At 68.3% G+C, this 24,887-nt stretch carries 29 protein-coding genes and 3 pseudogenes; 17 read left to right on the top strand and 15 right to left on the bottom strand.

Translation table 11 applies throughout. The annotated features are described in order from the left end of the window. Positions 1–401: 401 nt before the first annotated feature. From ABT114_RS46225 to ABT114_RS46215, 3 genes and pseudogenes are all read left to right on the top strand, one after another. Positions 402–834 (top strand): annotated as a pseudogene (locus ABT114_RS46225) (TadE/TadG family type IV pilus assembly protein). A gap of 8 nt (positions 835–842) precedes the next feature. Beyond that, entirely contained in the window at positions 843–1,367 is a 525-nt protein-coding gene (locus ABT114_RS46220) for a TadE/TadG family type IV pilus assembly protein (protein ID WP_351152192.1), read from the top strand. Beyond that, positions 1,367–1,930 (top strand): hypothetical protein, encoded by a 564-nt coding sequence (locus tag ABT114_RS46215; RefSeq protein WP_351152189.1) that lies wholly within the window; start codon positions 1,367–1,369, stop codon positions 1,928–1,930. The genes ABT114_RS46220 and ABT114_RS46215 overlap by 1 nt, the downstream gene beginning before the upstream one ends. Positions 1,931–1,953: 23 nt before the next feature. Here the strand turns inward: ABT114_RS46215 and ABT114_RS46210 are convergent, their stop codons facing one another. The 4 genes from ABT114_RS46210 to ABT114_RS46195 form a co-directional block, all read right to left on the bottom strand. Then, a complete protein-coding gene (locus ABT114_RS46210; RefSeq protein WP_351152187.1) occupies positions 1,954–2,559 on the bottom strand; it encodes a CGNR zinc finger domain-containing protein in 606 nt (201 codons plus the stop codon). A gap of 265 nt (positions 2,560–2,824) precedes the next feature. Then, positions 2,825–3,673 carry an MBL fold metallo-hydrolase gene (locus ABT114_RS46205; protein WP_351152184.1) on the bottom strand — a complete coding sequence of 283 codons (849 nt, stop codon included), beginning with the start codon at positions 3,671–3,673 and terminating at the stop codon, positions 2,825–2,827. Between the two features lie 178 nt (positions 3,674–3,851). Then, positions 3,852–4,184 (bottom strand): hypothetical protein, encoded by a 333-nt coding sequence (locus ABT114_RS46200; RefSeq protein WP_351152181.1) that lies wholly within the window; start codon positions 4,182–4,184, stop codon positions 3,852–3,854. Positions 4,185–4,191: 7 nt separating this feature from the next. Continuing rightward, positions 4,192–4,314 carry a hypothetical protein gene (locus tag ABT114_RS46195; protein ID WP_351152178.1) on the bottom strand — a complete coding sequence of 41 codons (123 nt, stop codon included), beginning with the start codon at positions 4,312–4,314 and terminating at the stop codon, positions 4,192–4,194. 424 nt (positions 4,315–4,738) lie between these two features. Here ABT114_RS46195 and ABT114_RS46190 point away from each other — a divergent pair, with 424 nt between their 5' ends. The 9 genes from ABT114_RS46190 to ABT114_RS46150 all read left to right on the top strand — a co-directional run bounded on the left by ABT114_RS46190 (position 4,739) and on the right by ABT114_RS46150 (position 12,596). Further along, positions 4,739–5,092: a Rossmann-fold NAD(P)-binding domain-containing protein gene (locus ABT114_RS46190; protein WP_351152176.1), complete on the top strand. Its 354-nt coding sequence runs from the start codon at positions 4,739–4,741 to the stop codon at positions 5,090–5,092. A gap of 53 nt (positions 5,093–5,145) precedes the next feature. Then, on the top strand, positions 5,146–5,553 hold the full coding sequence (locus ABT114_RS46185; protein WP_351152174.1) for an NAD(P)-dependent oxidoreductase: 408 nt from the start codon (positions 5,146–5,148) through the stop codon (positions 5,551–5,553). Further along, positions 5,442–5,678 (top strand): NAD(P)-dependent oxidoreductase, encoded by a 237-nt coding sequence (locus tag ABT114_RS46180; RefSeq protein WP_351152171.1) that lies wholly within the window; start codon positions 5,442–5,444, stop codon positions 5,676–5,678. Before ABT114_RS46185 ends, ABT114_RS46180 begins: the two co-directional genes overlap by 112 nt. Positions 5,679–6,039: 361 nt before the next feature. Beyond that, complete coding sequence (locus ABT114_RS46175) at positions 6,040–6,786, top strand: flavin reductase family protein (RefSeq protein ID WP_351152168.1); 747 nt, start codon at positions 6,040–6,042, stop codon at positions 6,784–6,786. Next, positions 6,776–7,960 carry an alpha/beta fold hydrolase gene (locus tag ABT114_RS46170; RefSeq protein WP_351152165.1) on the top strand — a complete coding sequence of 395 codons (1,185 nt, stop codon included), beginning with the start codon at positions 6,776–6,778 and terminating at the stop codon, positions 7,958–7,960. The genes ABT114_RS46175 and ABT114_RS46170 overlap by 11 nt, the downstream gene beginning before the upstream one ends. 60 nt (positions 7,961–8,020) lie before the next feature. After that, complete coding sequence (locus tag ABT114_RS46165) at positions 8,021–8,914, top strand: alpha/beta hydrolase (RefSeq protein WP_351152162.1); 894 nt, start codon at positions 8,021–8,023, stop codon at positions 8,912–8,914. A gap of 32 nt (positions 8,915–8,946) precedes the next feature. Further along, positions 8,947–9,735, top strand: a complete 789-nt coding sequence (locus ABT114_RS46160) for an enoyl-CoA hydratase/isomerase family protein (protein ID WP_351152159.1) — start codon at positions 8,947–8,949, stop codon at positions 9,733–9,735. Positions 9,736–10,134: 399 nt separating this feature from the next. After that, positions 10,135–11,337, top strand: coding sequence for an NAD(P)-dependent malic enzyme (locus tag ABT114_RS46155; RefSeq protein WP_351152156.1), 1,203 nt, complete (start codon positions 10,135–10,137; stop codon positions 11,335–11,337). A gap of 53 nt (positions 11,338–11,390) precedes the next feature. Further along, entirely contained in the window at positions 11,391–12,596 is a 1,206-nt protein-coding gene (locus ABT114_RS46150; RefSeq protein WP_351152153.1) for a hypothetical protein, read from the top strand. A gap of 529 nt (positions 12,597–13,125) precedes the next feature. On the opposite strand, the gene ABT114_RS46145 is transcribed toward ABT114_RS46150, so the two are convergent. Further along, a complete protein-coding gene (locus tag ABT114_RS46145; protein WP_351152150.1) occupies positions 13,126–13,590 on the bottom strand; it encodes an HD domain-containing protein in 465 nt (154 codons plus the stop codon). Between the two features lie 73 nt (positions 13,591–13,663). Between ABT114_RS46145 and ABT114_RS46140 the strand changes: the two genes are divergently transcribed. Then, complete coding sequence (locus ABT114_RS46140) at positions 13,664–14,620, top strand: GlxA family transcriptional regulator (protein ID WP_351152147.1); 957 nt, start codon at positions 13,664–13,666, stop codon at positions 14,618–14,620. A gap of 962 nt (positions 14,621–15,582) precedes the next feature. Here the strand turns inward: ABT114_RS46140 and ABT114_RS46135 are convergent. From ABT114_RS46135 to ABT114_RS46115, 5 genes and pseudogenes are all read right to left on the bottom strand, one after another. Then, on the bottom strand, positions 15,583–16,398 hold the full coding sequence (locus tag ABT114_RS46135) for a class I SAM-dependent methyltransferase (protein ID WP_351152258.1): 816 nt from the start codon (positions 16,396–16,398) through the stop codon (positions 15,583–15,585). Between the two features lie 68 nt (positions 16,399–16,466). Beyond that, positions 16,467–16,829, bottom strand: a pseudogene (locus ABT114_RS46130) (transposase); the annotation flags it as partial. A 71-nt stretch (positions 16,830–16,900) separates the two neighbouring features. Continuing rightward, positions 16,901–17,497, bottom strand: coding sequence for a hypothetical protein (locus ABT114_RS46125; protein ID WP_351152252.1), 597 nt, complete (start codon positions 17,495–17,497; stop codon positions 16,901–16,903). A 102-nt stretch (positions 17,498–17,599) separates the two neighbouring features. Beyond that, positions 17,600–17,968: a hypothetical protein gene (locus ABT114_RS50800; protein WP_502988511.1), complete on the bottom strand. Its 369-nt coding sequence runs from the start codon at positions 17,966–17,968 to the stop codon at positions 17,600–17,602. 47 nt (positions 17,969–18,015) lie between these two features. Beyond that, positions 18,016–18,228, bottom strand: a complete 213-nt coding sequence (locus ABT114_RS46115) for a hypothetical protein (protein WP_351152144.1) — start codon at positions 18,226–18,228, stop codon at positions 18,016–18,018. A gap of 3 nt (positions 18,229–18,231) precedes the next feature. Between ABT114_RS46115 and ABT114_RS46110 the strand changes: the two genes are divergently transcribed. Both ABT114_RS46110 and ABT114_RS46105 read left to right on the top strand, forming a co-directional pair. Next, entirely contained in the window at positions 18,232–18,843 is a 612-nt protein-coding gene (locus ABT114_RS46110) for an ATP-binding protein (protein WP_351152141.1), read from the top strand. Next, positions 18,840–19,370, top strand: coding sequence for a hypothetical protein (locus ABT114_RS46105; protein ID WP_351152138.1), 531 nt, complete (start codon positions 18,840–18,842; stop codon positions 19,368–19,370). Before ABT114_RS46110 ends, ABT114_RS46105 begins: the two co-directional genes overlap by 4 nt. 64 nt (positions 19,371–19,434) lie before the next feature. Here ABT114_RS46105 and ABT114_RS46100 read toward each other — a convergent pair whose 3' ends face one another. Beyond that, positions 19,435–20,022, bottom strand: a complete 588-nt coding sequence (locus ABT114_RS46100) for an SMI1/KNR4 family protein (protein WP_351152250.1) — start codon at positions 20,020–20,022, stop codon at positions 19,435–19,437. A gap of 14 nt (positions 20,023–20,036) precedes the next feature. Continuing rightward, on the bottom strand, positions 20,037–20,447 hold the full coding sequence (locus tag ABT114_RS46095; RefSeq protein ID WP_351152136.1) for a hypothetical protein: 411 nt from the start codon (positions 20,445–20,447) through the stop codon (positions 20,037–20,039). Positions 20,448–20,552: 105 nt separating this feature from the next. Here ABT114_RS46095 and ABT114_RS46090 point away from each other — a divergent pair, with 105 nt between their 5' ends. Next, positions 20,553–21,446 (top strand): IS5 family transposase, encoded by an 894-nt coding sequence (locus ABT114_RS46090; RefSeq protein ID WP_502988512.1) that lies wholly within the window; start codon positions 20,553–20,555, stop codon positions 21,444–21,446. Between the two features lie 30 nt (positions 21,447–21,476). Here ABT114_RS46090 and ABT114_RS46085 read toward each other — a convergent pair whose 3' ends face one another. Together ABT114_RS46085 and ABT114_RS46080 are read right to left on the bottom strand one after the other, a co-directional pair. Further along, positions 21,477–21,746, bottom strand: a complete 270-nt coding sequence (locus tag ABT114_RS46085) for a hypothetical protein (RefSeq protein ID WP_351152130.1) — start codon at positions 21,744–21,746, stop codon at positions 21,477–21,479. Between the two features lie 62 nt (positions 21,747–21,808). After that, positions 21,809–22,264: pseudogene (locus ABT114_RS46080) on the bottom strand (transposase domain-containing protein); the annotation flags it as partial. 73 nt (positions 22,265–22,337) lie between these two features. On the opposite strand from ABT114_RS46080, the gene ABT114_RS46075 reads away from it, so the two are divergent. Continuing rightward, the gene (locus tag ABT114_RS46075) at positions 22,338–23,174 is read left to right on the top strand and encodes an IS5 family transposase (RefSeq protein ID WP_351152247.1); all 837 of its coding nucleotides are present in this window, start codon (positions 22,338–22,340) and stop codon (positions 23,172–23,174) included. Between the two features lie 133 nt (positions 23,175–23,307). On the opposite strand, the gene ABT114_RS46070 is transcribed toward ABT114_RS46075, so the two are convergent. After that, positions 23,308–24,882: a serine/threonine-protein kinase gene (locus ABT114_RS46070; RefSeq protein ID WP_351152127.1), complete on the bottom strand. Its 1,575-nt coding sequence runs from the start codon at positions 24,880–24,882 to the stop codon at positions 23,308–23,310. Positions 24,883–24,887: the final 5 nt, after the last annotated feature.

The raw sequence follows: 24,887 nt of genomic DNA, 5'->3' as shown, positions 1-24,887 counted from the left end.
CCAACCCTATCGGCCCCCAAAACCGCGTTTCCCGATCACCGCTCTGCGTCGTCACCTACGCAGCCACTTCGCGATATCGCGTTCGGATGTCCGCCCTACCTCGCGCCATGGGCGCCCGAGGTCGCGACCCAGTCGTCGGCCAGGTCGGGATGCTCGAGGGTCTTGGCGTAGCAGAGTGCGGCAGTGATCGAGAGCCCGAAGAGATCGCAGATGCGTCGGACGTCCCCTGGCGCATGCGTCAGGGATACAGCCAGAGCTTCGGAATTCCCGACAAAACGGCGGATTCTTCATCCAGTCGTGTGAACCCCCGCCGACCTGCACCTGCAGGTCACAACAACGTGCCCGCAGCAATCGAACCCACGGGCGTAGAGACACCGGAGAGGGTGAACTACGTGCGAAACATGGGCCGATGGGCTCAACGGCTCCGCAGCGACGAGGGCAGTGCCGCGATCGAGACGGCCATCATCCTGCCGTCTCTGATCATGTTCCTGTGTGGCGATCGCCGGCGGACGCATCGTCACCTCCGGAGCGAAGATTGACTCTGCGGCCGAGGACGCGGCCAGGCAAGCCTCCATTCACCGCACGGCGGCAGCCGCCCAGAGCGCCGCGCACGCGGCGGCCGCCGAATCGCTGAACGACCAGGGCATCACGTGCGCGTCGACTTCCGTCCGCGTCAACACCGGCGGCCTGAGCGTTCCGGTGGGCCAGGTCGGCACCGTCAGCGTGACCGTGACCTGCACAGTCAACTTGTCGGACCTGCTGCTGCCGGGCGTGCCCGGGGCGCGGACGATCACGTCGACGGCCGTCTCGGTGGTGGACCAGTACCGGCAGTGAGGAAACTGATGATCTTCCAGCAGATGTGGCTGCGCCGGGCGCGGTGGGATGACCGGGGAGGCGTCACCGTGTTCGTCGCCGTCTGCGTCATCGCGCTGATCGGGATCACCGGCGTCGCCGTGGACGGCGGCAGCACGATGCGCGCCACAGAACGCGCCGACTACATCGCCGGCGAGGCCGCACGGGCAGGCGGACAGGCCCTCGACCCCGCCGAAGCCATCAGCGGGAGGGCGATCGTCGTCGATCCGCAGAACGCGGCCGCCGCAGCCCAGGCGTACCTGCGCTCCACCGGCACCACCGGCACCACCGGCACCACCGGCACCACCGGCACCACCGGCACCACCGGCACCACTGGCACCACCGGCACCATCAGCGTGTCCGGCGACGGCAAGACCCTCACCGTCACCGTCACCGTCACGTTCGACACCACGTTCCTGTCAGCAGTCGGGATCGGCTCGCTGTCGGTGCCCGGCCACGGCACAGCCACCCTCCTGCACGGCATCACCGCCCCCGACGAAGAATTAGGAAATTGATGCGCACCACCCACTCCCCCGCCGCAACCGCCGGCCGCACCCTGGCGCGGGTTCTCAAAGCCCTGCTGAGCCTCCTGGTCCTGGCGGTCGTGACCGGCGGGCTGCCGCTGCTGCTGGCCTGGGTCACTCCGGTCATCTGGGCTTCCACCCACGACGACGTCATGCACCTGCTGGACCGGCAGGACACCGGCAGCGTGTTCCTGCTGCTGCTCGCCCGCGTGGGCTGGATCGGGTGGGTGCAGTTCACGTTCTGCGCGGTACGCGAGCTGATCGCGCAGGTGCGGGGCCGTACCTGGCATGCCCCGCGCGGGATGGGCGCCTCGCAGCGCGCCGCGGCTCTGCTGATCGGCAGCATCCTGGTCCTGCTGCCCACCAGCCCGGCGCTGGCCTCCGACGCCCACGCCGCACCGGCCACCACCGCTGCCCGCGTCCCCGGGCAGGCCCAGACGCCGCAGGCCACAGAGACCGAGCAGGCTCACACGCCCGCGGCGAGCCGTTCACGGAGGAGGCTGCCCTGCTGCGGCAGGCGGCTCAGGTGCCGACAAGCGGTGCACAAACGGTGAGGACCGCGCCGGAGAGCCGGCTGTCACACCTGGTCGGTGCCGGCCCGCTTGCGCGCACGATAGTTGCGCAGGTTGGCCGCGTTGCCGCAGACGTGGACGTCGTGCCAGACGCCGCTGTTGTTGCGGGAGCGGTCGTAGAAGGCAGACAGGCAGCGCGTGTTTCGGCAGGACTTCAGGCGGCGCAGCGTGTCGGTGAACTGCGCCTGGTAGGCCTCGATGAGGGCGAGTGACGCCGCCTGCCGCCATCCCGTGCCGCGGGGCTCGGCGTGGATGGCGCCGTGCTCGTCGAGCCGCAGTGCGGTGGGCAAGGTCATGAGTGAAGCCGCCGGGCCGCGCTCCGTCGCCGAATCTCCGGCCTGGGCGTGGAGGCTCTGGCCCAGGTCATGACGGAAGTCGCGGAGGCCCTGCACGTCCTCGGCTGTCAGTTCGATGCCGGGTGCGGGCCGGTGGGTCACGCCACTCCAGCTTTTCAATGCCTGGTCAAGCCAAGCACGGGCGCCCTCAACGGTCTCCAGAAGGTCGGGCTCGCGCGGCTTACCGGCGGACCGTGTGTTGAGCAGGTCCTGCACGAAGGCCAGCCCGCCCGGGGCGGGCTCCAGGCCGTATCGGGCTGTCGCAGTCCAGGACATTCGCGGATCTCTTTCGGTGACGGCAACTACGGCAACATGTCCATAGCCTATTTACCTATTACGTTTGGAAGTGTAACTCTCCGCATGACGAGTATCAGCTTCCCAATGCTCCGCGTAGTGTCCAGTCGGTTCACCCCCCGCAGGCTGCGCCGCTCGGGTGAGTCTGGGAACAGAAGCATCTGGACGTCGGATACGTACACAGCTAACGCCCCCTTGTCCCGGGCGCCCCCGACCATTGCGTGACCGGGCAGGCGCACCCGGCCGCTCAGCCCTTGGCGGACCTGGCCGAACCCCACAGTGCGCCCTGATTGACCCGGCCGGGATGCATTTCCAACATGCCGCGGTAGAGGTCGAGAGTGGTCGTGGTGCGCTCTGCGACCGCCTCGAAGTCGTGGATGTAGCGCCGGGTCTTGTCGATTGCCTTCGGGTCGTCAGGACGGTCGGGGTTCTTGTGTCCCGCGACCACCGCTTCCGGCTCCAGTGCGGCGATGGTGTCGAGCGCGTCCAGCCAGGCTCGGCGGCCCTCGGCGGGCGATTCGGCGAGGTAGAGGTGAACATCGTTGTAGACGGCGTCTCCGGCCACGACCAGGCCGATCGAGGGCACGTGCAGACAGGTGGTGTCATCGGTGTCCGTGTGCCCGAGTCCCACGACCACGAGGTCGTGGCCCTCCAGCTCCAGCCGATCGCCGGCCAGCGGCTCCGCGGCCACGAGTCTGTCCGGGATCTGGCCGGGGAAGCGCTTGTCCCAGAACGACGCGACGAACTCCGGTGCCATCTGCTTCTGCATCTGCTCCACCACTGCCGGCGTCGCCACTGCACGCGCCCCCGGGAAGCGTTCAAGAAGGGTGCCCAGCCCGAACCAGTGGTCACCGTGCCCGTGGGTCACGAAAACCGTGGTGAGATTCATGCCGCTCGCCGCAACCCAGTCGGCCAGCCGGTCGGCCTGCTCGGCGGTCATCAGCGCGTCGACCAGCACCGCGTCGCGCTCGCCCGTGATCAGTGTGGCCGTGATGGGCGACCACATGCGCCGGGGGACGTCGGGCGGCAGGTCCGCGATCTCGGTGGGGATCGACGGTGCTACGTGCACATTCCAGCTCAGTTGCGTTCCGGACATGATCGCTTCCTTGGGACTCGAAGGCAGCCTCGGGAGACCTGTTACCGATCAGCCATGTCGATGCCTGCGAATGCTGCCTGGCCTGTCGTACTGCTCCAGCCGAAAGTAACTCAAGCAAACGACAGAGTCAATAGGTGTATACCTATGTTGCATAGAACGCCTCGCAATGCTTCGTCGGTCAGATCAGGTTCAGCTCGTCCAGGAAGCTCGCCGCGATGGAGACGTCGCCGGTCGCCTGAGTCACTTCACGCCACGGAGTACAGGTGGTCGACCAGGCCAGGAAGTCGAAGGTGGATGACGTCACCACAGCTTCAGGAGCTGGAGCTGTGCTGCTGTCCTCCACTACGACGGCATCCGCAACGCGGCGGACAACGACGATCGTCGACGCCAGTCCCGTCAGGTCGAGGCCGATGGATGCTCCAGCGAGCGGTACGAGTTGGGCTGCATCTTCAGGATTCCGGCCATGCGCCGGTGAACGGCGGGCGCCACGCGTTCGCTCATGGGTGGCCATGCGAGGCTCAGCGGCCCTCGGGGAGCGAGGACGAGATGACGTCCTTGACCGTCCAGCCTTCAGCGCCGCTGGAGCGACTCCAGCCATCATCGTCGAGCAGCCCAGCGACGGTGAGCACATCCTGCGTCACCAGACGAAATCCTGTGATGCCTGAGAACTCATAGCGATCTCCACTCTTTTGGACCGGCCCGCAATACACCCTCACTGCAGACTGCGCCGCAGATGGACAGCCAGGTTCGGACCTACCCGCTTTGATCTGGTGGTTCTGTGCGTACGGAGGCAGAATCATCGAAGCAGCGCCCCCTCGCCTGTCATCCCGTGCCGTGCGTAGCAGTGGATCCGGCGTCGCCACGTACAGAAGAACCAGCCACGGTCACAGAGACCACGTGCCGCACGTGATTCCTCATGCCGGGGTGCAAGTGCGAACCTGTAATAAGTCGAGACGTCTGCCCCTCGCACCGTTACGGCCCTCGCCGGAGCAACTGCGCCGCCACGAAGATCCAACCCCACCCACCGACGCATCGGCGCGATCGGCAAAAGTGACAGGAATTCGCATGAGAATCGCGATTCTGGACGACTATCAAAGCGTTGCACGGGGCCTGGCCGACTGGGATTCGCTCCACGCCGAGGTGCATGTCTTCACCGAAGCCTTCGAAAACGAGGGGGCCGCCGTGACGGCGCTCGCCGAGTATGAGGTAGCGGTGGCCATGCGAGAGCGGACCCCCTTTCTGTCCTCGACCCTCAGTAAATTGCCACGCCTGAAATTGCTCGTCACCACCGGGCCGGTCAACACGGCAATCGACCTGGATGCCGCGCATCGTCTGGGCATCACCGTCTGCGGTACGGGGTATTTCTCGTATCCGACAGTGGAACTCACCTGGGGCTCATCCTTTCCGCTGCACGCTTGATCCCGCAACAGGTGGACTCCGTTCGCCGAGGCGGCTAGCAAGAGGGGCTGGGGGTGAGCCTGAGGGGTGCCACGCTGGGAGTTCTGAGCCTCGGGCGTTTGGGGACCGCGGTAGCGGAGATCGGGAGCGCTTTCGGCATGCAGACCATTGCCTGGAGCCAGAACCTGACGCCGGCGGACGCGCAGGCAAAAGGAACGGAATACGTTTCGCGAGACGAATTTTTCAGGCGCTCCGATGTTCTGAGCATTCACGTAATACTCAGTGAGCGCACCCGAGGCCTCGTCGGTGAGCGCGAACTGGGACTCATGAAGTCGACGGCGATTTTGGTGAACACCTCGCGCGGGCCCGGGTGGACGAGGCAGCACTGCTCAGAGCTTTGTTCGAGAAAAGGATCGGTTCAGCGGCGCTGGATGTCTTCGATCGCGAACCCCTGCCGGTCAATCACCCTCTGCGTTCACTGAGAAACGCTGTGGTGACGCCCCACATCGGTTACGCAAGCCGGGATCTGTACGGGGTCTTCTACCGGGACGCGGTCGAGGACATCGCCGCATGGAAAGCGGGAACACCTGTTCGCACACTGCCTTGACGGCCCGCATCGGACTCCCGGAAAGCGCGGCCACCCCGAGCCGATCCGTGCCGCCCGCCCGCCCGCGGATCACGTTGCACGCAAGGAGGAGTCGGCAACCGACTCACCCCCCTGCCGCCACAGCGTCGCGGTGCCCGTTTCATCGCATCTCGCCTCAATTGACACCTTTCAGGGGGAATGACTCCGAGCCTCGGACTGTTCGACATAGGTGAAGCGCATATACTTATTTCATAGAGGGCTCGGCCAGGAGCGTTGGCCCAGCCTTTCCTGCCGCTCCGGCACCGCCTCGCGGGTCGCATCTGCGACACGCGTCGCCGCAGCTGACTCCAAGAGCCGTGCCGTAACCGATGGAGGTCTCCAAATGATCATTGACGCTGCGGAACTCGACGCCGCCCACGCGTACAAACTGCTGATCGGAAGCATCATCCCGCGCGCTGTGGCCTGGGTCAGCACGGTGTCGACCGAGGGCGTGGCCAACCTCGCGCCCATCTCCTTCTTCACCGCGGTCGGCAGGAAGCCGCCCATGGTCTCGATCACACTGCAGCCGCAGGCGGACGGCGTCACGCTGAAGGACACCTTCATCAACATCCGTGACACCGGCGAGTTCGTCACCAACCTGGTGACGCTGCCGCAGGCGGACGCCATGCACGGTTCGGCGTACGGGTTCGAGCCGGACGTGGACGAGTTCGAGGCGCTCGACCTGGGCAAGGAGCCATCAGAGGTCGTGCGCGCACCCCGGGTCAAGGATGCTCCGATCTCCTTCGAGTGCGTCGTCGACCGCATCATTCCCGTCGGGGACGACGGGGTCGACCACGTTGTGTGGGGCCGGGTGGTGCGCTTCCACGTCCGAGACGACCTCTACCTGGAGCGGGGCCGGATCGACACCGCCGCCCTGCCGGCCGTGGGACGCCTGGCCGCCGAGTACACCCTGGTCGAGAACGTCTTCACCACCCCCCTGGACAAGGAACTGCTTGAAGCCAGGCGCGGCCACCGGATGCAGCGCCTGGACGGACAGCCCGCCGACTGGTCCCCGATCAACACCAAGGAATGGTCCCCCTCGGGTGAGGTCAGGGTCGCCCCCGGAAGTGAGCACAGCAATGAGGACTGAGCGGATCGGAACGAGCGATGTGCGGTTCCGGCGGCAGGGCGAGGGAGACTTCGCTGTGGTGTTCGTCCACGGCTTCCTGGACGACCAGCATGTCTGGGACGGCCTGATCGGCGAACTCACCACCCCCGGCATCGAATGCGTCACCCTCGACCTGGCCGGGAGCGGGGACCGCACGCAGGCGAGCGGGCCGTTCACCTACGACCGGTTCGCCGACGAGGTGGGCGCCGTGGCCGACGCCCTCGGCAAGCCCTTCGTGATCGTCGGGCAGAGCATGGGGTCGGCGGTGGCCGAGCTGGTGGCCGCGCAGCGCGCCGACCGGGCTCTCGGCCTGGTCCTGGTCACCCCGATCCCGCTGGCCGGCACCCGGCAGCCCGACGAGGTGATGGACACCTTCCGTTCCCTGGGCGGCGACGGCGACGCGCAGCGCGCGGTCAGGACGCAGCTGTCGGCCGCCCTGGCGGAGGCGGACCTCGACCGGCTGGTGGTGAGCGGCGCGCGGATGCGTCCCGAGACCGTGCGGGACGCCGCCGACTGCTGGAACAACGGGCACCCGGCGGGCGAGCAGCCCAGCCGGTACAAGGGGCCCGTGCTCATCGTGTGCGGCGAGGACGACGGCTTCGTCACCGACGAGCTGGTCGCCCAGGGGATCGCGCCGCGGTTCATCACGCCCGAGACGGTCACGGCCGGCCAGGCCGGGCACTGGGCCCACCTGGAACAGCCGGCCACCGTCGCGGGCCACCTCGACCGCTTCCTGGCCGGTGTGCTGCCCGCCGTGCGCGCGTCGAAATGGACCAACGCCTTCGAGGAGAAGTCGGCCAACGCGTTCAGCGAGGCGTTCGCCGCCGGCGTGACGCTGGAGGCCAGCGCGCTCACCCGCACGGTCGAGGGCCGGGACCAGGTCAAGAACGTGATGGCCGCGGCGAGCACGATCTACGACTCGCTCGTCTTCACCCAGGAGACCGTCAGCGGGGAGCGCTCCTACGTGGAGTGGCAGGCCACCGCGTTCGGCGGCACGCGGATCGACGGCGTGACGATCCTGACGAGGGACGCGGACGGGCAGATCATCCGGATCGCCATCCACCACCGGCCGCTCGGCGCCGTCCACCGGTTCTCCGCCGAACTGGGCCGCAGGCTTGAGGGCGTGCTCGACGCCGAGTACTTCCACCAGGGCTGAGCCCCCGCATCCGTCATTCCCACCAGGGCCCGGCCCTGGTCGCACCGAGGAGGTTGTTCAATGGTCCAGCGCGAGGATGTTGCATTCCACGCCGACGGCGGGGTCACGCTGCGCGGCTGGCTCTTCCTGCCGGACGGTCCCGGCCCGCACCCGGCGATCACCATGGCCCACGGCTACGCCGGGGTCAGGGACCACGGCCTGGAGCCCTTCGCGCGGGCCTTCGCCGAGGCGGGGTTCGTCGTCCTGCTGCACGACCACCGCAACTTCGGCGTCAGCGACGGCCTTCCCCGGCAGGACATCGACCCCTGGCGGCAGATCGCCGACTGGCGCCGCGCCATCTCCTACCTGGAGAGCCGGCCCGAGGTCGACGCCGGCCGGATCGGCCTGTGGGGCACCAGCTACGCCGGCGGCCACGCGATCGTGCTGGGCGCCACCGACCGCCGGCTGCGCGCCGTGGTCTCCCAGGTCCCGACCATCAGCGGCTTCGAGCAGGGGCGGCGCCGCATCGCGCCGGAAGCGGTCGTGAAAGTGGAGGCGGCCTTCGACGAGGACGAGCGCGCCCAGGCGCGCGGCGAGGCCCCCCGCAGCCAGGCCGTCGTGAGCGACGACCCGGCGGTGCCCGCGTCCTACCGGACGCAGGACGCCATCGACTTCTACCTCCAGCCCAAGCCCGAGGGCGTGTGGAGCAACGAGGTCACGGTCCGCTCCAACCGGCTGGCCCGCATGTACGAGCCCGGGACCTGGATCACCCGGGTCTCCCCCACGCCGCTGCTCATGGTGGTCGCCGACAACGACACGGTGACCCTCACCGACACGGGGCTCGCGGCCTTCGAGCAGGCCCTGGAGCCCAAGCGGCTGCAGATGATCCCCGGCGGTCACTTCGACCCGTACACCGCCGAGTTCGGCCAGGCGAGCATCGCCGCCCTCGACTGGTTCCGCCAGCACCTCTCCTGACGAGCGCCACCGACAGACTGTAAGGACGAACCATGCCCCATCTGACCTACTCCATCGACGACGGCCTCGCCACGCTGGTCCTGACCAACCCGCCGCAGAACCGCATCGACCCGCAGATGGCCACCGACCTCGCCGAAGCCCTGGAGGCGATCGGTCACAGCGACGCCCGCGCGGTCCTGGTGCGCGCCGAGGGCCCGGACTTCAGCTTCGGCGGCGACATCGTCGACTGGCCGGATGCGGACGTACGCGAACTGCGGACCCTCTTCGAGCGCTACATGCAGGTCTTCAACCAGCTGGAGCGCCTCCCGCTGCCGGTGATCGCCGCCGTCCACGGGCTGTGCTTCGGCGGCGGTCTGGAACTCGCGCTCCGCGCGGACGTGATCTTTGCCGCCGAGTCGGCCCGCTTCGGCCACCCCGAGCAGACCCTGGGCATCGTCACTCTGCTCGGCGGGATCTACCGGGTGGCCGAACGGGCAGGTCGGGCCCGCGCCGCGGAATGGGCGCTCACCTCCGAGCAGGTGCCCGCCGCCGTCATGGCCGACGCCGGTGTCGTCAACCGGGTCGTCGCCGACGACACCCTGCTGGCCGAGGCGACCGCCTTCGCCCGCAAGGCGGCCAAGGGACCCACCCGCGCCTACGCCGCACACAAGGCCCTGCTGCGCGCCTGGGCCGTCGGCGGGGTCACGGCGGCGGACGAGGCGATGTTCGACATCGCCATGCCGCTGTTCGAAACCGACGACGTCAACAAGGGCCTCGCCTCCGCCGTCAAGGCCTTCAAGGCAAAGCAGCCCCGGCCCGCCGTCGACTTCCAGGGCCGCTGACCGGCCCCAGGCCCCCCACCACAAGAAAACCGCAGGACCCCTCCCCCAGACACCACGCCCCCTGCCGCCGACACCCGCCGATGATTGACGGATGCCGGGTAACACGGCGCCCACCGTGACCGGCCCCCCATGACCGGCACCGTGGCCCGGCAGGGCGGCCGCGCCACGGCCCAGTCCGGGCCCGGCCGCAAGGCCCCCGGCACCACGGTGCACGGCGCCGGCACGACAGTGCACGGCGCCGGCCCACCGCCACGGGCGCCTGCCCGTCCCGGCCGGCCGCCCGCGAGCAACCGCGCCGTCCCGTACGGCACCAGCCCGGGAAAACGGACCCCCCACCGCAGCCCTCGCGCCTGTCTGCCCAGGGCAGGCAGGCGCGACGCGCACGAAGGAACAGCAGTCATGAACGCAGAAAGCGCCACGTCAGCCGAGCACCGCGAAGCCGCCGACCGGGACAGCAAGCCGGTCTTCGCGCTGCACCGCCGCGGCAAGATGGCGATCACATCGACCGTGCCGCTGCGCGACAGCGACGACCTCTCCCTCGCCTACACCCCCGGCGTCGCCGAGGTGTGCACCGCGATCGCCGAGCAGCCCGAACTCGTCCACGACTACACCTGGGCCTCCCACACCGTCGCGGTCGTCACCGACGGCTCCGCCGTGCTCGGCCTGGGCGACATCGGACCGCAGGCCTCCCTGCCCGTCATGGAAGGCAAAGCGGTCCTGTTCAAGCAGTTCGGCAACGTGGACGCGGTCCCCGTCGCACTGGCCACCACCGATGTGGACGAGATCGTGGAAACGGTGGCCCGCCTCGCCCCCTCCTTCGGCGGCATCAATCTCGAGGACATCTCCGCCCCTCGGTGCTTCGAGATCGAACGCAGGCTCCAGGAGCGCCTCGACATCCCCGTCTTCCACGACGACCAGCACGGCACGGCCGTCGTCACCCTGGCCGCCCTGCGCAACGCCGCCCGGCTCACCGGCCGCGACCTCGCCGACCTGCGCGCGGTCATCTCCGGCGCCGGCGCGGCCGGCGTCGCCATCGCCAAGATCCTCATAGAGGCAGGCATCGGGGACATCGCCGTCGCCGACCGGACCGGCATCATCCACCGCGGCCGCACCGACCTGACCGACGTCAAGCGCGACCTCGCGCTCAACACCAACCGGGCTGGGCTCACCGGCACCCTGCAGGACGCCCTCGCCGGCACCGACGTCTTCATCGGCGTCTCCGGCGGCACGGTCCCCGAAACCGCAGTCGCCACCATGGCCAAGGGAGCGTTCATCTTCGCCATGGCCAACCCCACCCCGGAAATCCACCCCGACATCGCCCGCAACTACGCGGCCGTCGTGGCCACCGGCCGCAGCGACTACCCCAACCAGATCAACAACGTCCTCGCGTTTCCCGGCATCTTCGCCGGAGCCCTCCTCGTCCGCGCCGGCCGTATCACCCCCGGCATGAAACTCGCCGCCGCCGATGCCCTCGCTTCCGTGGTCGCCGACGAACTGCGCCCCGACCACATCATCCCCTCCCCCTTCGACCCGCGAGTGGCCCCCGCGGTCGCCGAGGCCGTCGCCACCGCCGCCCGGTTCGAGGGCGTGGCCCGGCGGTGAGCCACCCAGCGGTCACCCCGAACGGTCCCACGGTCGTCGATCACCCACCAGTCATGGAGAAACCCGGAGTGCATCCCCAGCCCCACCCCCCACATCACCGGCGCCGCCGTCCCATCCGCGTCTGGCTGCAGCCGTTCCTGATCGGCCTGGTCATCGTCTCTGCGTTCGTCAGCTGCTACGTCGGACTCATGCGCGACCCCCAGCCCCACCGGATCCCCGTGGCGGTCACGGGACCACAGCTGGCGAACAAGGTCCAGCAGGCCCTGGGCGACTCGATCGACGTCCGGCGCGCCAACTCCACCACCGAGGCACGCGACGCACTGCGCCACCGCGACATCGTGGCCGTGCTCGGCACCGGCCCTCACGGCAAAGACCTCAAACTCGATGTCGCAAGCGCAAACGGCCTGTCGACGACCACCGCGGTCACCAAGCTCGCCACGGCCTACGCACACGGCGCCGACCAACACCTCAGCGTCTCCGACATCGTGCCGCTCCACCGGTATGACGCCCGCGGCCTGGCCGGGTTCTACGTCTCCTTCGGAGTGACCCTCTCCGGCTTCGCCCTCGCCCAGAGCGTGGTGGGACTCAGCAACCTGCTACACCTGCGGCACCGTTTCACCCTCATGGCTGGCTTCGCCGCCGCATCAGGCCTCGTCGCAGCCGCCATCGCCGGCCCCATCCTCGACGCCGTCCCCGCCTCCTACCTCCCCCTCGCCTTCGTCCTGGCCCTGCTGGCCGCCGCCGCAGCCTTCACCACGAAAATGCTGGCCACCTACGTCGGCCCCCTCGGCATCCCCCTCGCCACCCTGCTGCTGCTGACCGTCGGCAACTCCACCAGCGGCGCAACCGTCGGCACCGACCTGATGCCCAGCGGAGCCCGGACTCTGTCGGAGCTGCTGCCCCCCGGCGCCGCCGTCCGCGCCATCACCGACCTCAGCTACTTCCGGAGCTCCCACGTCCTCGCCCCGCTGGCGACACTCATCCTGTGGGCCGCGGGTTCCGCAGTCCTGCTGGCCTTCCACACCACCAGACAACGCCCGGCGGCCCCCGCACCGCCCCAGCCCCAGACCGCCCCGACCCCGCACCTGTCCGGCAATGACCGCCCCACACCACACCGGGCCACAACCGACGACACACCCACAACCCACTGGGCCGGCACCGACGAAGGACACTTCGCACCAAGCAACGGCACCACACGGCACCCAGCGTCCACCGTGCCGCCGAAAGAGCCCGACACGATCACTGAAAGCGTCGTCTGATTGCGATTGCGTCTGACCGATGCGACAGCAACCAGGAGAACGCCACGGCACCACCAGCGCGCGCCCACCCGCCCCGGTCAGGTGCGGACATCTTGTACGGCAGAACGCCTTCACGCGGTACCCGAGCCGTCAGTCGGTGGTCAGCCCGGCCGTCACCGCGTCGAAGTCGCCATGCAGGCCGACGGCGAAACTGCTGAGGCCGGGCAGACTGGCCTCTGCGCCCTCGGTGATCCAGTCCGGCAGGCGGGTGCCGCTTCAGTGTCGTGAGCATCCTCGCGAATGAACTGGTCAGTTCCGCTGCAGACGCCAGTTCCGGGCAGCGGTCGAGAACGGCCTTCCGATGCGGTTTCTCTTCTGCCGGGTGCCGGGTGCCGGGTGAGCCAGCTGGTCACCTGCCGCACCGACGGCGGTGGCGGGGCAGGCGTGAAGCCTTCTTGCTGATGCTGGCCACGCCGGATCCCATCACGGACGGTGGAGTAGCGGCCGCGAAAGGCGCGGGAGGTGATCCCCCCGTGGAGACCGAGGATGGTCACCGTCCCGTCGGCTTCAGCCCACGGATGTGCCAGATAGGGCTTGAACGGGGCGAATTTGTTGGGGAGTTGGCGCATATGGCCCTTGGCCATGTCCTGCCAGCGGACGGCCCGAGCGTACCGCTGGACGGCGTGCCGTCCCCAGCCCAGGCGGTCAGCAGAGCGGCGGCGAGATCGGCGCTCTCGATCTCGAACCGGAGCAGGCCCGGTGCATCCGGCCCGGTGCCCAGGTCGTGCAACACGTTTGCGGCGAAGAGGAGTTCCTCGTTGTACTCCGCGTCGTTCAGAACGCCCTTGTGGGCGGCGAACAGGCGGGACCAGTAGAAGCCGCGGATGCAGTGGTTCAGCACGGACGGATGCACCGCGGCGCGGGCGGCGGCGAGGCTCGCCTCGACTAGCGGCCCGGAAGGGAGAGCGAGTACGCCGTCGTGCAGCCTGTTCGAGAGGGCGGGAATGCCTGTCATGACTCGACGCTACGAGAGCGGATCTCGCGCGAAAAGTGGCACGGATGCCAATCATCGCTACTGTCGTGCCACTATGACTAACAGACACCATGTCGCCGTGCTCGTGCTGCCCGGTGTGCTCGCGCTCGAATTCGGCGCCGCGACGCAGATCTTCTCGACCGACCCGCACTACAAGCTGACCGTGTGCGCCGACAACGGTCCCGGACCTGTGCCCGTGTCCGGGTTCGCGATCACTGTCGCAGCCGGCCTCGAAGCACTGGAGGACGCCGAGACCGTGATCATCCCGGGCTACGACGACATCGACACGACCCACTCACCGGGAATCCTGACGGCGCTGCGGGCGGCTCACGCCCGGGGCGCCCGGCTCGTCTCCATCTGCACCGGGGTCTTCGCCCTCGCCGCGGCCGGACTGCTCGACGGGCGCCCCGCCACCACGCACTGGCGGCATGCCGAGCAACTGCGACGGCGCTACCCGCACGTCGATGTCCTGCCGAACCAGCTCTACGTCGACGACGGCGACATCCTCACGTCCGCCGGCGTGACGGCGGGGATCGATCTGTGCCTGCACCTGATCCGCACCGACCTGGGTGCGGCGGCGGCGAACACCCGCGCGCGGGACCTCGTCGCGCCGCCACGGCGACGGGGAGGCCAGGCACAGTTCATCGAACAGTTCCGTCCCGAAGCCAGCGGAGACGAGCTTGCTCCCCTGCGCGAGTGGATGCTCGACAACCTCGCGGCCACCTTCACGGTCGACGACCTCGCGGAGCACGCCCATATGTCCCGGCGGACGTTCATCCGCCGCTTCCGCGAGGAGACCGGCACTACGCCGATGGCCTGGCTGACCGACGCGCGGATCGACCGGGCACGCGAACTGCTGGAGGCGAGCGCTGTGCCCGTCGAGCAGGTCGGCCGCCTTACCGGCTTCGGCGCTCCGGCTTCCCTGCGGGCCGCCTTCCACCGGCATCTCGGCACGTCCCCCCAGGAGTACCGGACTCTGTTTCGCCACAAGGCCGAACCGGCGCAGGACTGACCGCGCGACCGCCAGTGCCTGGCGGGCGTCCCAGGGGGCCGGTTCGCAGGCCATCCGAGCATTCTTGACATGTCGTTCCAGAAATCCGTAGGGTTCTTGACGAGGCGGTCCAGAACTCTGCCGCCAGTCGCTCTCTGCACCCCTCGAAGCCCACGGAACGGATGAGACGCATGTCCTCGCAAGATCAGATGGCCCCTCCACTGGCGCAGTCTTGGCGATGACAAAGGCGGGCAGCTTGTCGCCACGGGTCCACAGGGTGTCGTTGCGGTGGGCGTAGGCGGCACGGTCGGTGCGCCAAGCCGGCGTGATCCCGTTCTTCTCAGCTTTCGTGACGCGGGAGCGGACGCTGCGCGGCCCTTCGCCGCCAGCAGCGGACAGCTGCACCTCCCAGCCGATGAAGCAGCCACCTTCGCCTTCGGCGAGGGTGTCCGTCTGGATCCAACTGTGGCCCACCCGGGTGCGGACCTCACTCTCGCCGCTGAAGCCGCCTTCCTCCGCGGCCCGCAGGATGCGTTCCTGGTACGCCTTGTGCTCGTCACTCATGGGCGCGATATGACGTTCTTCGTCCTCGCGACGCTCATGGACCGCCTCCCGCCGGCCGTTACACATCCGAAGATGCATCCACGCCACAACACCAGCATCCCGGCACACTCCCCCGCACTGCAGCTCCCGCTCAGCCACTGGAACACCGCGTGCGGCCAGCGTCTTGTCCAACTGGAAGCTCAAACGCGCCGAGCACCACAATCCGCCCCGGCCGGACACCCCCGCGTGCCCCTGGTCGGGCCGACCAAGACCAGGCCGACCTGCCGGAAAACAACCTAAATCACCAGTATTGCCTCTAGATGCCTCTAGATGATCGATTCCAAGGGGTTTAGTGGTCGTAGGCGGTCAGTGCGCGCATGAACCTGGCTCCACTCATCAGGCCCCCTTGGAATCGATCATCTAGGGAACCGGGAGGCGCTCTACCGGCGGACCGCCGAGATCAGTCCGCCGGGCCGCTCCTCGCGCTGCGGCGGGGTGCTGATCGGGCGGCCGTAGGCGGCAGCGCGCTCGCGCAGGGTGTGGCTGCCGGCCTCCCAGCCGTGCCCGGCCAGCCAGCCCACCGGGTCGTCGGGCATCTCCGAGACCCACATGGACGCCGCCGATCCCGGCACGGCGTCCGCGCCGAAGCGCTCGATCACGCCGCGCGAGCCCAACGTCAGCCCCATCCGACTGCCTGCCGCCGACTGCGCGCTGATCCGGGCCAGCAGCAGCTCCACCGCGTCCTCGGGCAGATAGATCAGCAGTCCTTCGGCGATCCACACGGTCGGCACGGTCGGGTCGTGCCCTGCGGCGGCCAGCGCGCCTGGCCAGTCCTCACGCAGATCCACCGCGACGGTGATCCGCTCGCAGCGTGCGACGGCCCGCTCCTGGCGCAGCACCGAAGCCTTGAAGTCCAGTGGCGCGGCGGTGTCGACCTCGAACAGTCGGGTGCCCTCGGGCCAGTCCATCCGAAAGGCCCGGCTGTCCATGCCGGCGCCGAGCAGCACGACCTGCCGGACCCCGGACGCGGAGGCCTGCTGCAACAGGTCGTCGAGGAACTTCGTCCTGATGACGATGGAGAACGCCACGCCCAACCGGCGGCGTCGCGCGGCCTCGTCACCGGGCAGCGGCGGCGAGGAGGGCCCCAGGCCGCCGGCGGTGGCGAAGGCCTGTGCCAGTGGGTCGCGGAACAGCGCGTTCTCCCGCTCGGTCTCCAGCGCCCGCACCCTGGCCACCCCCACCGCCGTGGCCCACACTCCCGACGGCTGCACCCGCTCCTGCTCATCAGTCACCGCGCCAGCCTACTGACTTCGACGTTTTAGGGTCAGTTCGGTCTGTCGAGAGCGAGGCCCGTTCCGGCGAGGAATCCGCCGAAGATGCTGTGCCGGTACTGAAGCGCCTTGAGCCGCCGCCGTAGCAAAGTCTCCAGCTCGCTGAGGGTGCGGGCGGCCAGGTTGGCCAGGCTGCGCTTGATATGCGCCCACAGGCCCTCGACCGGGTTGAGCTCGGGCGCATACCCGGTCAGCAGGACCACCGTCAGCCAGTCCCGGCCGGCCACGAGCGCCTGCATCGCCTTGGAGGTGTGGGTGCTCAGCCGGTCCCACACCACGATCAGCGGGGCCTTGAGCAGGTGGTGGGCGCCGTCCAGCAGGTGGATGTAGTCGCTCTCGCCGAGCGAGCGGCGCTGTCGACGTACTTCTGTGAGTGCTCCACCAAGTACGGAGATATCTGCACCAGCGCGAGGTCAGGACAGTCGCGTCATCTCGTGGGCATGGCGGTGGCAGGGAGGTGAACCTCCAGCACGACTGCGGTGCCGGCCACGGTTCGGTCCTCGTGCATGTTGATCTGTTGGCCGGTTTTGACGTGCGTCCAGTGAGTGGGGGTGAGGGGAATGAGGCGGACAGTGGCTCGGCCGCCAGGTTCCAGAACAGGCATGTCCTCAACCCAGAGCCCGGCGATGCTCACCGAAGCACCCCCGGTGGGTGAGAGGTTCCCGATGTCCCACATGGGCCGCAGAACACCGTGACCGGAGATTGGTGTCTTGCGTCGCGCCTCTGTGGCTGGACGGAGCGTCAGATCCGCCCGGATCATTCCGTTTCGGATCTCGGAGCATCGCCAGTGGCACCAAGCCGCGCTCCGCTCAAGGCCAAGTTGCTCAGCCGCCTCGGCAAGCTGCTCCCAGAACGTCAGGGGCAGCGGATGCCCGTCCCCGAGCTCCTCCAGCAGGCTCAGAGCGATCTGCCATTCGTCGTGGGCTAGGTGGTCCCAGACGTCTCGCACCGAGATGTCGTTTTCGGTAGCGATCTCTTCCGGGACCAGGAGGGAAGCCGATTCGAGCAGCTCGGTGACATCCATGCGGTCATTGTCGACCACGTTGTCAGGCTGCGTCGTCCCGCTCTCGTTCGATGGCGGCGAGCCGGTTCTTGAGCCGTTAGTTGGGACCGTCCCCGACCCTGCTCACGGGAATTGCTGGGGAGCTATGCCGAGGCGTCGTGCCGCTTCGGTCGGCAACTGGGGGTGGTCTCGCCAGTGGGGTGAGGCGAACAGGCCGGTAAGAACGACGGTTTCGGGACAGGTGACCAGCTCGATCCGGGCTGCGGACGGACGGTGAGGATCGCCGAACGGGTCCTCGCCCAGCACGTCGAGTACGCCGACAGGGACCACAACGCCGCGAAGAACATCAAGGCCGCCGGACTGGCGGTGACAGCCTGCGGAGCGCAGGTAAGACCAGAACCCGTTCTGGCGCAGCGCGACGAAACAGGAAGCCACGGAAGCCCGCCCGATGGCCGTGCCGCGTAGCGGCACAGCACCGAGCGAGCAGGCCATCTCCCTCCTTCAGGACTCCGTTGGGAAACTTCAGGAGGGGGAGCAAGTCAATCCCCCATCCGCCGCGCGATGGCCGTCGGCTCGCGAACGGCCAGCAGCCAGCCCGCGAGAACGGCGAGCACCGGAGTCCCGACCACGACGGCGATCGGGTAGCCGATCGGTACTCGGCCGAACACCGCCAGATCGTGCCGGTAGATCGCGACCATGGCCAGGCACGCGCACCCGACATCGGTTTCCGTCTGTCCATCCACGACGATCACGTCGTGATCAAGGTCCGTGACGGCTGTCCGGACCTGCCCGTACTGCGCCATGCCGGCCCCGACGACGAGGGCGGCCGAGGCCTCCTCCTCGTCGAGTCCCTGGCCGAAACCTGGGGAGTCAGCCCCGACGGAACGACCACCTGGTGCTCCCTCCCCCTCACCAAAGGACCCTTCGACATGCAACCCGCCGCGGTCACCGCCCCGGTCTTACGAGAAATGCTGTTACCCCTGCCCGCCGACGCCACCGCGGTGAACATCGCCCGTATCAAGGGGCGGACACTGCTCACGATGCTGGGCTGGCCCGGCAGCGTGCACACCGCGATCGACGTTGTGCACTGCCTCGTCGACAACGCCGTGCGCTACGGCCTAAACCCCGAGGCAAGCGGGCAGAGCCTCTCAGTCTACTTCCGCGTGACAGAAGCCCACGAGCTCCTCATCGACGTCACGGACCCCAACCCGACATTCCCCGGCTTCGACACAGCCCTCGCCGCCGGCCCGGGACGCGGCCTCGGGGACGTTCAGCAGGCCGGCGCGGCGCTCACCTGGTTCGTCCGCCCGGACTGCAAGGGCAAGACCGTCCGCGCCACGATGCGGCCGGGCACGGTGAACCTGTGACCGCGCCGGCCACCGCGGTGGAGACCCCTGGGGTCACCGGCGCCGCGGTAATGAGCCAACTGATGGAGTCTGCCGGTCCGGCAGACCTCGCCGAGGTGATACGAGCCCTCCTTGCCGTCGAAGCGCTCCGCGACAGCCGCGTGCGTCTCGGGGGCAACCTCTTCGACGTCGTCATCACCAGTTCCGGGCTGCAAGCCCGTTCCGCCGTCGCTGTCATGGACTCGATCCAGGGCGGCTGCGGACCCGTCATCGAGGATCCCGAGAACGGATGGCTGTACTGGCTGGTCCCGCCCGGTTCATCCAGCCGGTGGGCGCCCCACACCCACGCCGTGTGCCTGGGCGCTCCCCACACGATCATCCTGCCGTCCCTCCACCGCACCGCTCCCCCGGGCCCGTACTGGCTGCGGCCGTCCGCGAGTGACCGGCTTGTGCCGACGGGACCCCTGTGGGAAGCCCTCGCGCAGTTGCGGCCCGAGCCGACCCCGCATGCCGCGCTCGCTGTCCAGCTCGGATGCGCGGCCTCCTGACGGCGAAGTCGTCTTCACCGACTGACGTGTGGGCCACCCCTTCCGGGGCAGCCCCATGCAGACGTCACTCCTCACGCCATCTGAGAGACCCGTTCACCACCAGCGGGCGCTGAACGTCCCAGTTGCCGCGGTCCATTCCGTCGGCGAACGACCTCAACAGCTCGCCCAGCGAAGACGTCGGATCGGTCGCGTTCGGACTCACTTCGGCATAGTGCAGCACACGGGATCCGGAAGATCCGGAGGTATCCAGGGCATAACCGTAGTAGGCGCCTTCGAAGTCCCAGATGACCGGGATCAAGGAGGGCTGCCAGTAACCCTCGGCCTCCTGTGTCATGTCCAGCAATCGGGCGCGCGTCGCGACGATCTCCTCGCATCCCAGGAGCACCTTGCCGAACGGGAAGATTGCCGAGTCCAGGTGATTGACGGGCACTACACGCCCGTTGGGGAGAGTCTGCGTGGTGTCCTTCGCGCCGCTGCCGTTGTTCGTCCGCAGCAGCGCCTCAAGCACGTCGGGCACCTCGAACCCCAGCGCGTCGCGCAGGCCCGCGATGGCCTCATCCGTCGCCGGCCCCCGCAGCGCCTCTGCTGTGGACGGCGCGTTCGTCCTAAGCCAGCGCACGATCCGCCCCCACGCCGACTGCACTTCTTCCATCTCGGACACTCCGGCTACACCACCTCAATATTAATCAGAGCTAAGCACCAGCACCGCACGCACCATCGGCATACCATGGCCGGCCGCACGGCTTTCCTGCCGGATCGTGGTGGGCCTGTTCGCGTGCCAGGGCAGGAAATCGCGAGGCAGAACGCATCGATCCATTCGCCGGCGGTGACGTTTTCTTCGGCGTCATCCTCGTCGCTGGGGTCGTAGCTGATGCCGAAGTTCACGTAGTCGAGGAAGACCTGGAAGGTGCATTTCGGGTAGTACGCCGCGAAGCAGACGGCTCCGGCCGCGGCCTCGACCGCGTCCTTGAGGGCGGCCTTGGCCTCCGGGGTGTCGAGGCTGGGCGTCTCGACGGACAGGGCACCCAGGTAATTGAGGAACTCGTCGGCGATCGACTGCCATTCGTAGGTGGCCATCCGGCCGGCTTCGACATGGACCGGACCTGCCCCCCGATCCTGTTCGCGAAGTCCTCGCGCGTCGCCGTAACGACTGCCTCGCCTACCTGAGACCGTGTTTGAGATCTGCCGTGCCGCCGGGCTGGTGCGGTCGTTGAGCCTGTCGTGAGCGGTGCTGGGGGTGGGTATCCGTCGGACCTGACGGATGAGCAGTGGGCGCTGGTCGAGCCGTTGCTGCCGCTGCCGAGGGTGGGTCCGAAGGGCGGGCTGCGGGAGAAGCATCCGCGGCGGCGGATCGTCGACGCGATCTTCTATGTCGTTCGGACTGGTTGCGCGTGGCGGCAGCTGCCGAAGGATTTCGCTCCATGGCCGACGGTCTACTGGTACTTCACGTGGTGGCATGACGACGGCACTGTTGAGCGCATCCATGACGCGCTGCGTGGCAAGGTACGCGAAGCCGACGGTCGCAACGCCGAGCCTAGTGCGGGGTTGGTCGACTCCCAGTCCGTCCGAACCGCCGACACAGTCCCCGTTGCCACCCGGGGATTCGACGCCGGCAAGAAGGTCAAGGGCCGCAAGCGGTTCATCATCACCGACACCCTCGGCCTGTTCCTGGCCGTGCACGTGGTTGCGGCCAACGTCCAGGACCGCGATGGCGCTCGCCGCCCGTTGCTGTGGACCCGCCTGGACTATCCCGGGGTCCAGAAGATCTGGGCCGACCAGGGCTTCGCCGGCCATCTGGTCGACTGGACCGCCCGGATCCTCGGCCGCGAACTGGAAATCGTCCGCAAAGAACCTGGTCAGCGAGGTTTTCAGGTTCAGCCCAAGCGTTGGGCGGTCGAGCGCACACTCTCGTGGCTCACCGCCAATCGGCGTCTCGCCCGCGACTACGAGACCAGCCCAGCCCATTCGGAGACGATGATCCGCCGGGCGATGATCGGCATCATGGCCCGTCGCCTGACTCGGGTTGGGCCGGCATCTCGACCAGGTCCTCGGTCGTTGTCCCGCGCCTCCGCCTGACGTGACCAGTCGCGACCTCTGACGCCCATCTCAGTCCAGTTCGTCCTCGATGAGTACGGTCAGCATCGCGTCCAAGGCACTGTCGCTGAGTTCTGGGACGGCCCAGCCCTTGCTACGCACGTGCTCGACGAACCCGGGATCGAGTGCCACGTGGTAGTGCTCCACGTAGTGGGCAAGGTCGGAGTACCACAGCCACTTTCCGTCGGTCAGCAGGTGCAGTCCTCCGATGACAGCGCCGGTGGAACTGAGTACGTCGGGGACGGCGCTGGGCGTGCAGAACAAAGCCGAGCCACTGCGCAAGTACTGGACAAGGTCGCGTTCATGCTCTGGCCCTACGGCACGCATAGCCGCCCGGAGCGACGGCCCGTCCGGTCGGCCGTACTGCCGAGCCAGGACCGGTTGCGCTCGTGGTCGGGGACGGACAGGCTCCCGCAGCCGTCGAAGGCGACCGTGCGCCAGCGGCGGTAGCGCACTCCGGGTGTGGACGGCTGGGCCAGCGGGCCGGCCAGCACGTGGAACAGCCGCTTGAGCGGGGCCACCCCGACCCGCCGACGCAGATCGCGAAGTGCCTTCTCCGAGGGTTGCGGCACCCGGGCGGCCAGTCCGGCCCCGAGTTTGCCCCACACCAGTCCGATGCCCAGATGCTCGAACAGCCCAAGCGCGAGCACGAAATACACCCCGACGCGAGAGGGGAGGCTCCGAAGTCGTCGCTCGCGAGCCCCGCTCTCATCCAGTACCGCATCCACCAACTCGGGCGGGATGACCTGCGTTAACTCACCAATATGACCAGGCGCGAACACGTCATCGGTTCCGCCCATGACAGACTTGGCCACTGGGCCTCTGCTTTCTCAGGAAGATCTTGGTCGATCCCCTGGATAGCAGAGGCCCCTTCTGTCTCCCGCCACGCTTGACACCGCCAACAGGGCCTTAACTTCGTGGCATTGGATGCTGGATGCGGTGCGCTATGTGGTCGACAACGGCGTCAAGTGGGCCAACCTGCCTGCGGACTTCCCGCCGTATCGGCGGGTGCACGCCTTCGCCCGCCGCTGGCAGGTCACGGGCCTGCTTGCCGAGCTCCACGACCGGCTGCGCAACAGGGTGCGCCAGAAGGAGGGCCGCCAGGTGGACCCGACGGCCGCGATCGTGGACTCGCAGTCGGTGCGGGCAGCAGCAAACATCCCGCACTCAACGTCCGGTTGGGACGGTGGAAAGAAGGTGGGAGGCCGCAAGCGGCACTTGGTGGTGGACTGTCTCGGCCTGGTTCTGGCGGTGGTGGTGACCGCGGCGTGCAACGCTGGGGTGCCGCTGCTTGAGCGGCTGCGCACGCTGTATTTCTCCGTCCGTCTCGTCTGGGCGGACGGCGGCTATGCGGGCCGGCTGGTGGACTGGGCGGCCGAGAAGTGCCGGCTCACCCTTCAGATCGTCAAACGCTCTGACGACATGAAAGGGTTCGTGGTGCTGCCCAGACGGTGGGTGGCAGAACGCAGCCTCGAATGGATCATGCACGCCCGCCGCCTCGTCCGCGACTACGAACGCCTCCCGCAGCACAGCGAGGCCCTGATCACCTGGGCTGCGATCACTCTGATGACCCGCCGCCTGTCCCAGCCGGCTCGCCAGGCCCTCCAGCACGACCTGGTGGGCGGCGACGCCGCTCGTCCAGCCACGCGGACTCGGCCACGATCTGCGGCGGCGTCAGTCCCATCTCCCGCTCCAGCTCCCGCGGGCTGAGCCCGGTGGGATGGGCCGTCATAGCGCGGACGATCTTGCCCGCCCACAGTTCTTCATGGACGAACGGCCATCTGTGGAAAGCGCTTCGATCATCCGCAGGACCGTCGCCGACGAGCGCGAGGACCTGTAGACGCTAGCGTGGCCGCTGACGTCTGCTGCGGCTGGACGAAAGCACGGCCAGGATGACGGAGAGGGCCGCTGTGACGGCGGCCAGCGGTAGGACCCCTCGCAGGGCGAGGCCGATCCAGTTGAAGAAGAGCATGGCATTCACCGCTTGCAGAGCCAGGCCGATGCCACCTGCCATGATCAGCCAACGTCCGGCCGTGTTCCGCACGAGCAGCAGCAGCACACCGATGGCAAGCACGGCCGCCATAACGCCGAACAGCACCATCTGCACCGTCCGTTCGTCGCTCGTTATCTCACCGGTGTCGACGGCTTGGGCGGCCGCGAAGGGGATGACCTGAACCGTGAGAAGGCATACCAACGCTGTCACGGCAGTCGCGGTTCTGACCGCGGACCGTCGAGGATAGGGCCCGGGCTTCGTGCCCGGATCATCTTCGGAGGTCAGATGATGCCTGAGAGGTTCGGGTTCCAGGACCCGGGTACTGCGCTGGGTGATGACCTCGGCAAGCGGAGTCGTGCCGGGCATTGTGGGGGATGGGGTGGACTCGGGTGCTGGCGGCGCGGGCTCGGGTGCGTGGTCGAGTTGTCGCAGAACGTGCTGTGTGCGGCTCAGAGCGTCAGGGATACGGGTCGCGCCGACGCCATGCGCGGCCCGCATGGCGGTAGCGAGCTGGGCGAGGAGAGCAGCGCGGGGCTCCATGTGTGGGGGGATACGGCTCGGCCCGGCGGTTGTGGGGACGTGGGTGTGGTCGAGTTGTCGTAGTGCCTGGGAGAGGGTGGCCGCGTTCGGGTACCGCTCGTCGGGGTCTTTGTGGAGCAGGGTGAGCACGAGGCTGTCCCAGGCGGGTGGGATGCCCGTGGATACCGAGCTGGGGGTGGGCGGGGCCTGCGTGAGGTGCGCCGACAGGTAGCCCACAGTGTCGGGGGCCCGGAACGGCAGTTGGCCCGTGATCAGTTCGAAGAGAAGGCAGCCGAGCGCGTACAGGTCGCTGCGCGGTTCAGGGAAACCACGTGCTTGTTCAGGCGCCATGTACGGGGGCGTGCCCACGATGAAGCCGGTCTGGGTCAGGCGGTCCGCGGTCGCATAGGGGTCGGCCGCCCTCGCAACGCCGAAATCGAGGACCTTCACGGCACCGGAAGGCGTGACGAGGATGTTGGACGGTTTGATGTCCCGGTGCATGATCCCGGCGTCGTGCGCGTCAGCCAATGCGTCACATATCTGGATGCCCCATCGGGCAGCCTCCGGCAAGGTGACGACGCCTCGACGCAGCTTCGCGTCCAGGCCCTCGCCCCGGACCAGTTCCATCACCAGGAACGGGGCACGGTTGTCCCCGGTATCTGTCTCCCCGAGGTCGTGGATGGTCACGATGTTGGGGTGCTGCAGTCGGGCGGTGATCCGTGCCTCGCGCAGGAACCTGGCGCGTGCCTCGGTGCCATGGCTTCCGCCGCCGGCAAGCAGGGAGATCACCTTGACCGCGACGCGTCGGCCCAGCGATTCGTCCTGTGCCTCCCACACTTGCCCCATGCCGCCCTCGCCGAGCTGCCGCACCAACCGGTAGCGGCCCCCCAGGAGCTGGTCTCGCACTGCCC

Source organism: Streptomyces sp. NPDC002088 (genome assembly GCF_040296605.1).
GTDB lineage: Bacteria > Actinomycetota > Actinomycetes > Streptomycetales > Streptomycetaceae > Streptomyces.
This window is presented reverse-complemented; position numbering and strand designations above follow the sequence as displayed.